Source organism: Kineococcus glutinatus, from assembly GCF_039542765.1.
Classification (GTDB): domain Bacteria; phylum Actinomycetota; class Actinomycetes; order Actinomycetales; family Kineococcaceae; genus Kineococcus_A; species Kineococcus_A glutinatus.
Genome location: NZ_BAABIL010000290.1, coordinates 1 through 11082, shown reverse-complemented (window position 1 = coordinate 11082; position 11082 = coordinate 1). Strand labels below are relative to the sequence as shown.

7 protein-coding genes and 1 pseudogene are annotated in these 11082 nt (G+C 75.2%); 2 read left to right on the top strand and 6 right to left on the bottom strand.

Going from position 1 to position 11082, the window contains the following annotated elements; translation table 11 throughout:
* The 4 genes and pseudogenes from ABEB16_RS11480 to ABEB16_RS11465 all read right to left on the bottom strand — a co-directional run.
* Positions 1-263, bottom strand: a pseudogene (locus ABEB16_RS11480) (MFS transporter); the annotation flags it as partial.
* A gap of 80 nt (positions 264-343) precedes the next feature.
* Positions 344-1264: an LGFP repeat-containing protein gene (locus ABEB16_RS11475; protein ID WP_345712385.1), complete on the bottom strand. Its 921-nt coding sequence runs from the start codon at positions 1262-1264 to the stop codon at positions 344-346.
* 164 nt (positions 1265-1428) lie between these two features.
* On the bottom strand, positions 1429-3708 hold the full coding sequence (gene yicI, locus ABEB16_RS11470; RefSeq protein ID WP_345712384.1) for an alpha-xylosidase: 2280 nt from the start codon (positions 3706-3708) through the stop codon (positions 1429-1431).
* A complete protein-coding gene (locus tag ABEB16_RS11465; RefSeq protein ID WP_345712383.1) occupies positions 3705-5738 on the bottom strand; it encodes a beta-galactosidase in 2034 nt (677 codons plus the stop codon). Before ABEB16_RS11465 ends, yicI begins: the two co-directional genes overlap by 4 nt.
* A gap of 149 nt (positions 5739-5887) precedes the next feature.
* Here ABEB16_RS11465 and ABEB16_RS11460 point away from each other — a divergent pair, with 149 nt between their 5' ends.
* Both ABEB16_RS11460 and ABEB16_RS11455 read left to right on the top strand, forming a co-directional pair.
* A complete protein-coding gene (locus ABEB16_RS11460) occupies positions 5888-8398 on the top strand; it encodes a glycosyl hydrolase family 95 catalytic domain-containing protein (RefSeq protein ID WP_345712382.1) in 2511 nt (836 codons plus the stop codon).
* A gap of 31 nt (positions 8399-8429) precedes the next feature.
* The gene (locus tag ABEB16_RS11455; RefSeq protein ID WP_345712381.1) at positions 8430-9479 is read left to right on the top strand and encodes a LacI family DNA-binding transcriptional regulator; all 1050 of its coding nucleotides are present in this window, start codon (positions 8430-8432) and stop codon (positions 9477-9479) included.
* Here ABEB16_RS11455 and ABEB16_RS11450 read toward each other — a convergent pair.
* Together ABEB16_RS11450 and ABEB16_RS11445 are read right to left on the bottom strand one after the other, a co-directional pair.
* On the bottom strand, positions 9457-10452 hold the full coding sequence (locus tag ABEB16_RS11450) for a carbohydrate ABC transporter permease (RefSeq protein ID WP_345712380.1): 996 nt from the start codon (positions 10450-10452) through the stop codon (positions 9457-9459). The genes ABEB16_RS11455 and ABEB16_RS11450 overlap by 23 nt on opposite strands.
* Positions 10449-11082 (bottom strand): ABC transporter permease subunit (locus ABEB16_RS11445; RefSeq protein ID WP_345712379.1); only part of this gene is annotated, 634 nt, incomplete at its 5' end. The genes ABEB16_RS11450 and ABEB16_RS11445, both read right to left, overlap by 4 nt.

The following is an 11082-nucleotide window of genomic DNA, read 5'->3' as shown; positions in this document are numbered from 1 at the left end:
AGCGGCAGCGCGGCACCCGTGAGCAGCACCGCCGCCAGCATCGCGCGGCGCTCCCTCACCCGGGCGACGACCGCCCCGGTCGGCAGCGCGCCCGCGACCTGCCCGATGCCGAGCAGCGCCACCACGCCCGCCGCCGTGGCGACCGACGCGCCGAGGGAGCGCGCCGACAGCGCCAGCACCGGCAGCACCGCGCCCTGGCTGACGCTGAACAGCGCGGCCGGTGCGTAGACGGCCAGCAGGGTCCGCCAGGGGGGTGCCGTCATCGGGTGGTCTTCGCAGCGCTCCGCACCGGGCCATCCTGCGCCCGCCGGCGCGGCGCGGCGCGAGGGGGTGCCGCGGCCGCTCAGGCGGTGTAGGTGACGACCGCCCCCCGGTCGGGCGTCCACGTGATGGAGCCGCCTTCGAAGTCGCTGCGCCTGCCGCCCGGGACGTCGTGCTCGTCGGAGGTGGGGTAGCCCAGGCGCCCGGTCTCCCAGCCCTGCTGCTGCCACGCGTCGCGGATGGCGCCACGGACGACGTGGGCACCGTGCCGGGGACTCCAGTAGACCGAGCCACCCTGGAAGTGGTTGAACGCTCCGCCCGGCAGGACCGCCTCGGTCGTGGTCGGGTAGCCCAGGAACCCTGCCTCCCAACCGACGGTGCCCCACTTGTCGCGGATGAGCCCGCGCACCGCCTGCGCACCGGTGGCAGGCGACCAGTAGACGCTGCCGCCCTGGAACCGCTCGAACGCACCGCCGTGCAACGCGAGTTCTCCCGTGACGGGGAACGCGAGCCAGGACGTCTCCGAGCCCACCTGCGACCAGCGGTCCTCGATGGCGCCGCGGACCTCCCACGCGCCCGACCGCGCCGACCAGTAGATCGAGCCACCCTCGAAGTCCGTGTAGCGGCCGTCGTCACGGGCGGCGGTCAGCTCGCAGGTGGTGTTGCGGCCCAGGACGCCGGCGGCGGCACCGAGTTGGTTCCAGCGGTCGGCGATCGCGCCCTGCACACCGCACGGCGGTGGCGTCGTCGGGGCGGGCGGCGAGGTGGGGCGCCGTGGCAGCGATTCGCACGCCTGGCCGTCGCCGTCGTCGTCCAGGCGGTCCGGGTCGCCCGGGTGGGCGATCAGGTGCGCCTGCGCGTCCTCCTGGTAACGGAAGTCACCGCAGTCCACGTCACCGACGTGGTGGGCGCTCGCCGGACCCGCCATCACCGCCGCTGCCACGATCGTCGCAGCCGCTGCCGCCACCGCGGTCGCGCCGCGGCGCAACGTCCCTGCCTGCATGCCTGCTCCTCGCACGTCCACCGACACCGGCCTGCGCCCGAGGTGGCGATGCCGGTGTCCCTGCTGCTCGGCGCTCGCCGGGCGGTCGAACCGTAGCGGTGCGCACGAGCTGCAGGTGGAGCCGCTCGGGCCACCCGCTCGGGCCACCCGCTCAGGCCACCCGCTCAGGCCACCCGCTCAGGCCACCCGTCCGCCGCCCGCCCGTCGCCGTCCGCGCCGCCGCCCGCCCCCACGACCGTGACCGTCCAGCCCGTCGACGCGCCCGCGACGAGGCGGGCGCCCGTGACGCCGCCGCGGGTGGTGACCTCGAACACCGCCGCCGGTGCACCGCCCCGCGCCGGCACGCACACCCGCCGCGACCGCCCCTCCGCGGGGGCGAAGACGCGCAGCTCCACGTCGTCGTTCCAGTCGTACTCCGGCCGGGAGTCCTCCGCGCCCACCGGGACCACGGCGCCGGGGCGCACCAGCAGCGGCACGCTGTCGAAGCCGTGGACCTGGGTGACCCAGCGCCCACCGGTGATCTCCTCACCGGTGCGGAAGTCCGTCCACGTGCCCTCCGGCACGTAGTACGTCACCCGCCCGTCGGCGGACAGCACCGGCGCCACGAGCAGGTCCGGGCCGAGCATGTACTGCCGGTCGCAGAACGCCGCGGTCGGGTCGTCGGGGAACTCCAGGACCATCGGGCGCATCACCGGCACCCCCTCGGCCGCGGCCTCCTCGGCCGCCTGCACGAGGTACGGCATGAGCCGCATCTTCAGCTTCGTGAACTGCCGCAGCACGTCCACGGCCTCCTCGTCGAACGCCCACGGCACCCGGTAGGAGCCGGAGCCGTGCAGCCGCGAGTGCGAGGACAGCAACCCGAACGCGACCCAGCGCTTGAACACCGCCGGGTCCGGCACCCCCTCGAAGCCGCCGATGTCGTGGCTCCAGTAGCCGAAGCCGGAGCAGGCCAGCGACAGCCCGCCGCGCAGCGACTCCGCCATCGCCGCGAACGTCGACTCGCAGTCCCCGCCCCAGTGCACGGGGAACTGCTGGCCGCCGGCGGTGGCGGCGCGGGCGAACACGACGGCTTCGTCCCGGCCGCGCTCGCGCTCCAGCAGCCGGAACACGGCCTCGTTGTAGAGGTGGGCGTAGTGGTTGTGCATCCGCTGGGGGTCGGAGCCGTCGTGCCAGACGACGTCGGTGGGGATGCGCTCGCCGAAGTCGGTCTTGAACGCGTCGACGCCCTGGTCGAGCAGCGCCTCCAGCTTGCCGCACCACCACTCCACGGCCTCGGGGTTGGTGAGGTCCACCAGGGCCATGCCGGCCTGCCACAGGTCCCACTGCCACACGCTGCCGTCGGCGCGGCGCACGAGGTAGCCGCGCTCGCGGCCCTCGTCGAACAGGTGGGAGCGCTGTGCGACGTACGGGTTGATCCACAGGCTGATGCGCAGCCCTCTCGCCGTGAGCCGGGCGATCATCCCCTCCGGGTCCGGGAAGGTCGCCGGGTCCCACACGAAGTCGCACCAGTGGAACTGCCGCATCCAGAAGCAGTCGAAGTGGAACACCGACAGCGGGATGTCGCGCTCGGCCATGCCGTCGACGAACGACGTGACGGTCGCCTCGTCGTACCGCGTGGTGAAGGACGTGGACAACCACAGCCCCATCGACCACGCCGGCACCCGCGCGGGCCGGCCGGTGAGGGCGGTGTAGCGGCGCAGCACGTCCTTGGGGGTGGGGCCGTGGACGACGTAGTACGTCAGCCGCTGGCCCTCGACGGAGAACTGGTTGCGGGAGACGGCTTCCGAGCCGAGCTCGAAGGAGACCCGCTCGCGGTGGGCGACGAACACCCCGTAGCCGGCGTCGGTGAGGTAGAACGGCACGTTCTTGTACGCCTGCTCGCTGGCGGTGCCGCCGTCCTCGTTCCAGACGTCGACGGGCTGCCCGTTCTTCACGAAGGCACCGAAGCGCTCCCCGAGGCCGTACACGTGCTCGCCGACGGCCTGCTCGAGCTGCTCGTGGACGAAGGTGCGCCCCGCCGCGTCGGTGACGACGCCGATGCTGCGCTCCCCCGAGCGGGTCAGGACGCGGCCGCCGGCGCGGAACTCCACCGACCACGGGCCGGTGCGGTCGACGTGGACGCTGAGGCCTCCGCTGGTGAGGACGGCCTCGGCCTCGGACACGCTGACGTCGACGTCGACGGGCTGCTGCGCGATCTCGACGTGCGGACCGCGGTCGAGCGCGCCCCTGAAGTGCTCGATGGTGACGCCGATGACGTCGGGGGCCGGCGAGGAGTACGTGACCGTGACGACCGGCAGGTTGAGGGTGTCGCCGCGGTCGGCGAGCCGCTTGGTGGGGGCGTGGACGGTGAGGGTGCGCCCGTCGGTCGTCACCTCCTCCACGCCCTTGGGGCGCAGCGCGCTGAACCCCGGCCGCATCAGCCAGTAGCCGTCGGTGAACTTCACTGCGTCTCCTCCACGAGAGCGAGGCCCCGGCGGGGCGCGAGGACGGTGGCACCGTCGAGGGTGTCCCCGGTGAGCAGGTCGGTGTGCCGCCCGGGCAGCGCCAGGTGCACCTCCTCCTCGCCGGGGTTGAGCACGAAGAGCACGTCGCCGCGGCGCACCACCTCCACGCCGGGCGGCGGGGGTCCGGGCAGCGCACCGCCCACCCCGGCCTCGTCGAGGCAGCGGCCGAGCACCTGCGACAGCACGGCGGGCGGCAGCAGCACGGAGCAGTACCAGGCGCTGCCGCTCCCGACGGCGCGGCGGGTGACGGCGGGGACCCCGGCCAGGTCGCCCGCGGCGTGCTCGGCGAGCACCTGCGCCCCGTCGCTGCGCAGCCGCTCGGCCCAGGTGTCGACGTGGAAGTCGCCGAACTGCGCCGACGTGCACGCCGAGGGCGCGGCGAGCGGGACCCACTCCTCGCCGGACGCGCCGAGCAGGTCGCGCAGCAGCGCCGGGAACCGGCCCTCCCGGATGCGGGCGTCGGCGTCGGCCACCCCGGAGAACGGGCCCACCAGGAGGGTCCCGCCGCCGGTGACGAACCGCTGCAGCCGCTCGGCGAGGTCGTGCTCCAGCAGGTAGAGGTTGGGCAGCACGAGCAGGTCGTACCCGTCGAGGTCGCAGGCGGGGCCCAGCACGTCCACGGCCACGCCGCGGGCGAACAGCGGTTCGTAGTGGGACAGGAGCACGTCGAGCACCCGCAGCCGGTCGCTGGGCCGGGCGGGTTCCTCGCAGGCCCACCAGCTCGGCCAGTCGTGCAGCAGCGCCACCCGCGCGTCGACCCGGGCCCCGGCCACCCGGCCCAGCCGCTGCAGGGCGGCCCCCAGCTCGCGCACCTCGGCGTGCAGGCGGGTGTCGGGCCCCGCGTGCGGCAGCATCGCGGAGTGGAACCGCTCCGCCCCCGCGCGCGACTGCCGCCACTGGAAGAAGCACACCGCGTCCGCGCCCCGCGCCACGGCGCGCAGCGAGTCCAGCTGCATCGCGCCGGCCGGTTTGGGCACGTTGTGCGGGCGCCAGTTCACGGCACCCGCGGCCTGCTCCATGAGGACCCACGGCTCGCCGCCGCCGAGGGAGCGGACGAGGTCGTGGGTGAGCGCGGCCCGCGCCGGGGAGCGGGCGTCGGCCGGGTCGACGTAGTGGTCGTCGGCGACGACGTCGACCTCCCCGGCGAAGGACCAGTAGTCGACGTGGTGGAAGAACCCCATGAAGTTCGTGGTGACGGGTGCGTCGGTGCGGGCGCGGATCGCGTCGCGCTCGGCGCGGAACAGGTCCCGCAGCGCGTCGGAGCGGAACCGGCGGAAGTCCAGCGACTGCGCGGGGTTGTGCAGGTAGGGCGCGGCGCGCGGGGGGATGACCTCGTCCCAGTCGTCGTAGCGCTGGCTCCAGAAGGCGGTGCCCCAGGCGGCGTTGAGCCCGTCGAGGTCGCCGTGGCGGCGCTGCAGCCAGGTGCGGAACCCCGCGGCGGCGAGGTCGCAGTGGCACCACTGGCCCAGCTCGTTGCCGACGTGCCACATCACCACCGCGGGGTGGTCGTGGTAGCGCTCGGCGAGGTCGGTGGTGATGGCCAGGGCGGCCTCGCGGTAGCGCGGCGAGCAGGGGCAGAACTGGTTGCGCGAGCCGTAGGTGAGGGTGCGGCCGTCCGCGTCCACCGGGAGGGTTTCGGGGAAGCGGTGCCCCAGCCACGGCGGCGGGGAGGCCGTCGGGGTGGCGAGGTCGACGTCGACGCCGTGCTCGCCCAGCAGGTCGAGCACGCGGTCCAGCCAGCCGAAGTTCCGCTCCCCGGGGGAGGGTTCGAGCTGCGCCCAGCTGAAGACGCCGACGGTGACGAGGTCGACGCCCGCCTCGCGCATGAGCCGGGCGTCCTGGGGCCAGACGGACGGGTCCCACTGCTCGGGGTTGTAGTCACCGCCGAACCGCAGCCGGGGTGGGCGGCCCGCGTGGTGCGTGAGCCGCCGCGCTCCGGCGGCGGCGGGCGCAGGCGTGCGCGGGCTCATGCCACCTCCTGGTGATCTGCGCGGGCGACACCACTGTCGAAGCGCTTCAACTACGCTAGTTCCCGGCCGCGGCGGTGTCCAGCAGCGGCGACCACCGCCCGGGTGGCCCACGGGTCCCGCGGCGCTCGCAGACGGTTCGGGAGGCGCTCGTGTCGGAGGAACAGGCGGGGGAACTGCCCGGGGGTCCCACCGGGGCGCGGGACGGGGAACCCGCGGCCGAGCACGTCCTGCGGCTGCGCGGCCCCGCCCGCACCTGGGAGGAGTCGCTGCCCGTCGGCAACGGCCTGCTGGGAGCCGGCTGCGCGGGCCGGGCCGGCGGGGAACTGCTGTCCCTCAACGACACCACCGCGTGGTCCGGCGGCCCCTGGTCCCCGGCACGGGCCGAGGCGCGCACCGTCGACGGCCCCGCCGCGCTCGCCGACGCCCGGCGGGCGCTGGCGTCCGGCGCGGTCCGGGACGCCGAGCGGCACCTGCTGCGGCTGCAGTCGCCGTGGACGCAGGCGTTCCAGCCGCTGGCCGACCTCGACGTGGCGGTGGGCCTCCCCGGCGGCGAGGCGGGTGACGGCGACGTCGAGCGCGTCCTCGACCTGGACAGCGCGACCGCCACCACCCGCTACGCCCTGCGCGGCCTGGCCGGCCCGGGGGCGGGCGGGGCGGTCGAGCACCGCACGTGGGTCAGCCACCCCGACCACGTCCTCGTGCACGAGGTCCGCGCCGGGGTCCCCGCGGACGTGCGGCTGCGGCTGGCCGGCCCCCACCCGGCGGCCACCAGCGACCTCACCGGGGCGCTGCTCACCGCCACCTGGCTGCTGCCCGCCGACGTGGCACCCGCGCACGCCGGCGCGCCGGACCCGGTGCGCTACCCCGACCCGGCGCAGCCCGAGGCGCGCTGGACCGGCTGCGCCGTGCACGTCAGCACCGACGGCAGACCCGAACCCACCCCGGACGGGGTGCTGCTGCGCGGCGCCCGCACCACGACCCTCGTGGTGGCGACCGCGTCCACGCAGCCACCACCCTCCAGCAGCGGCGACGGCACCGGCACGCGCACCCCCGCCGAGCTCACCGCCCGGCTCACCGCCCGCGTCCGCGCTGCCCGCGCGCGGGGCCTGGACGCCGTGCGCCGCGACCAGCTCGCCGACCACCGCGACCTCTACCGGCGGGTGGAGCTGCGGCTGCCGGGCGCACCGGTCCCGGCAGGCGGCACCCTGCCCGACCGCGTCGCCGCCTGCGCCGCCGGGCGCGAGGACCCCGCGCTGGCCGCGCTGGCCTTCCACCACGGCCGCTACCTGCTCATCGCCTCCTCCCGCCCCGGCGGGCTGCCCGCCACCCTGCAGGGCATCTGGAACCGGCAGCTGCAGCCGCCGTGGAGCTCGAACTACACGCTGAACATCAACCTGCAGATGGCGTACTGGCCGGTGCACACCACGGCCCTGCCCGAGTGCGCCGAGCCCCTGCACGACTTCCTCGACGTGCTCGCCGCGCAGGGGACGCGCACCGCCGCAGCCGTCTACGGCGCCCGCGGCTGGGTCGCGCACCACAACTCCGACGCCTGGGGGCACAGCGCGGCCGTGGGCGACGGCGGCGGTGACGCCGCCTGGGCGAACTGGCCGATGGCCGGGCCGTGGCTGTGCACCCACCTGCTGGAGGCCGCCCGCTTCAGCACCGGCGAGCAGCGCCTGCTGCTGCTGCGCCGCGCCTGGCCGCTGCTGCGCGGCGCGGCGTCGTTCTGCCTCGACTGGATCGTGCGCGACGGCGCGGGCCGCGCCCTGACGAGCCCGTCGACGTCCCCGGAGAACCACTACGTCGCCGCCGACGGCGCCCCCGCGGCGGCCACGACGTCGACCACCGCGGACGTGGCCCTGCTGCACGCCCTGGCGGCCGGGTGCGCCGAGGCGGCCGCGGCGCTGGGCCGCGACGAGCCGTGGGTGGGCGAGCTGCTGGCGGCGACCGCCGCGCTGCCCCCGCACCGGGTGGACGCGCAGGGGCGGCTGGCGGAGTGGGCCGAGGACGTCGCCGACGCCGAACCGCACCACCGGCACGTCTCGCACCTGGTGGGGCTGTTCCCGCTGGACGCGGCGCAGCTGCGCGACCACGCGCAGCTGCGCGCGGCGGTGGCCCGCACCCTGGACCTGCGCGGGGCCGAGTCCACCGGGTGGTCGCTGGCGTGGAAACTGGCCCTGCGCGCGCGGCTGCGCCAGCCCGAGCACGCCGCCGAGCTGGTGCGGATGCTGCTGCGCCCCGCCGCCGGCGGCGCCGGGCACCGCGGCGGGGTGTACCCGAACCTGTGGTCGGCGCACCCGCCGTTCCAGCTGGACGGCAACCTCGGGTTCACCGCCGGGGTCGCGGAGCTGCTGCTGCAGAGCCGCTGGGAGGGGCCGGGCGCCCCGGTCCACCTGGACCTGCTGCCCGCGCTGCCCGCGGCGTGGCACCGCGGCGCGGTGCGCGGTCTGCGCGCCCGCGGCGGCGTCGCGGTGGACCTCACCTGGCGGGACGGGCGCCTGGTGTCCGCGTCGCTGCGGGCGCAGCAGGACACCGACGTGCTGGTGCGCCGCACCGGCGCCCCGGTGCTGCTGCGCTGCCCGGCCGGCGAGCCCGTCGAGGCCGCCGGCGCCCTCGGTGGGCCGCTCGCGGCGGGCTCCCCCGGCGCGAGCCACACCTAAGCTGCACCCGTACGAGGTGAGGAGGACCGCAGTGCCCACCATCAACGACGTCGCCGAGGCCGCCGGCGTCTCCGCCAGCACGGTGTCGTACGTCCTCAGCGGGAAGCGGTCGATCTCCGCCGCCACCCGCGCGCGGGTGGAGCGGGCCATCGAGCAGCTGGGGTACCGACCGCACGCGGGGGCGCGCGCCCTGGCGTCCAGCCGCACGAACGTGCTGGCGCTCATGGTGCCGCTGCGGCAGTCCGCCGACGTCAACGTCATCATGGATTTCGTGGGGGCGGTGGCGACGCGCGCCCGGCGCCACGACCACGACGTGCTGCTGCTCACCCAGGACGAGACGACGGGCCTGGAGCGCGTCACCGGTGGTTCCCTGGTGGACGCGCTCATCGTCATGGACATCGAGCTCGACGACCCGCGGGTGGACGTCCTGGCCCGGCTGGGCCGCCCGACCGTCCTGATCGGCGTGCCGCGCGACCCCAGGGGGCTGAGCTGCGTCGACTTCGACTTCGGGGGCGCGGTCGGCACGGCGGTGGAGCACCTCGCCGCCCTCGGCCACCGCGGCATCGGGTTCGTGGGTTCCTCCCCCGACGCCGTGGCCCGGCGCGCCGGCTACGCGGTGCGGGTGCGCGACGGGTTCCGCGCGGCGGTGGCCGCGGCCGGCGTGGCGGGTGCGATGAGCCCGGTGGAGGCGTCGCTGCCGGGTGCGCGCGCGGCGCTGGCCGCGGTGCGCGCCGAGGTCCCGGACCTGACCGGTCTGGTGGTGCACAACGAGGGCGCGCTGCCGTCGGTGCTGGCGGTGCTGGCCGAGGAGGGCACCCGGGTGCCGCAGGACGTGTCGGTGGTCTCCATCGAGGCCGCCGACGCCTCCCAGCACCTGCCCGGCCGGCCCACGTCGATCGACCTGCCCTCCCTCGAGGTGGGGACGGCGGCGGTGGACATGGTGATGGCGCGCCTGGAGGGGTCGGTGGCGCCGGAGACGAGGTTGGTGCCGGCGACCCTCACCGACCGCGGCACGACCGCCCCACCGCGGCGGGGCGGTCGTGCCGGGACGCGGCGGGTCAGCCCTTCACGGCGCCGATGAGCACGCCGGAGGCGAAGTGCCGCTGGATGAACGGGTAGACCACCAGGACCGGCACGATCGCGATGACGACGACGGCCATCTGCACCGCGAGGCTCGCGACCTGCCCGGAACCCACGTCGAGCTGACCGGGGACGTTGACGCCCTGCAGCACGAAGGACTGCAGCACCACCTGCAGCGGCATCTTGTCGAAGTCGTTGATGTAGAGGGTGGCGTTGAAGTAGGCGTTCCAGTAGCCGACGGCGTAGAAGAGCGAGATGACGGCCAGCACGGCCCGCGACATCGGCAGCACGATCTGCCCGAGGATCCGCCAGTCGCTGGCCCCGTCGATGCGCGCCGCCTCCAGGATGCCGGTGTCGATCCCCATGAAGAACCCGCGCAGCAGCAGGACGTTGAACGCCGAGACCGCGGTGGGCAGGACCAGCGACCACCAGCTGTTGATGAGGCCGAGGCTGCTCACGAGCAGGTAGGTCGGGATCATCCCGGCGCCGAAGAACATCGTGACGAGGAACGTGAAGAGGATGGCGCGGTGCCCGAGGGAGCCGGGCCGGGACAGGCCGTAGGCGGCGAGCACGGACACCAGCATGCTGAGCGCGGTGCCGACGGTGGTGACGCCGATGCTCACGAGCACGGCGCGGGTCACCACCCCGCCGCTGAGGACCTGCCGGTAGGCGTCGAGGGTCAGCTCCCCCGGCACGATGACGAGCCCACCGGCACGGGTGATGGTGGCCTGCGAGGACAGGCTGGTGAGGACGACCGTCCACAGCGGGACGAGGACGGCCGCGCAGATCGCCACGAGGGCGACGCCCTTGGCGGCCTTGCCGGCCGCGCCGGGTTCCTCGTCCCAGACCGGCCGGGAGGAGTTGCGCTGCCGCAGCTCCCCGGACACGAGGGGCCGCGTGAGGTCCGCGGGCGCGGGGCCGCTGCCGGCGACCCGTGCGGACCCGTCGACGGCCTGCTTCTCGGTGCTGCTCATGACCTCGAATACACCCCCTGCTCGCCGAAGAGGTGCGCGACCTTGTTGGCCGCGAGCACCAGCACCAGGCTGACGAGGCCCTTCACGAGGCCGGCCGCCGCCGCGTAGCTCCAGTCGCCGTTGCGCACGCCGCGGTAGTACACGAACGTGTCGAGGACCTCCGCGACGTCCTGGCCCACGGCGTCGCGCTGGAGGATGAGCTGCTCGAAGCCCACCGTCAGGGCGTCGCCCAGGCGCAGGATGAGCAGCAGGACGATGACGGACCTCAGCGCCGGCAGCGTGATGTGCCACATCCGCCGCCACCGGTTCGCACCGTCCATGGCGGCCGCCTCGTAGAGCGCGGGGTCCACGGCGGCCAGCGCGGCGAGGAACACGATGATGCCCCAGCCGGCGTCCTTCCAGACCGCCTGCGCGGTGACGAGGAAGAGGAACGCGTCGGGGTTGGTGACGATGTCGACCGGCTCGAACCCGGCCGAGCGCAGCAGGTGGTTGAGCAGCCCGGCACCGCCGAGGATCTGCTGGAAGATGGAGACGACGAGCACCCACGAGAAGAAGTGCGGCAGGTAGACGATCGACTGCACCGTCACCCGGACCCGCTTGCTGAGCACGCTGTTGAGCAGCAGCGCCAGC

Excerpts from the sequence above, each read along its gene's own strand:
- ABEB16_RS11465 (WP_345712383.1), bottom strand. The coding sequence starts at position 5,738 with ATGAGCCCGCGCACGCCTGCGCCCGCCGCCGCCGGAGCGCGGCGGCTC.
- ABEB16_RS11450 (WP_345712380.1), bottom strand. The coding sequence starts at position 10,452 with ATGAGCAGCACCGAGAAGCAGGCCGTCGACGGGTCCGCACGGGTCGCC.
- ABEB16_RS11475 (WP_345712385.1), bottom strand. The coding sequence starts at position 1,264 with ATGCAGGCAGGGACGTTGCGCCGCGGCGCGACCGCGGTGGCGGCAGCG.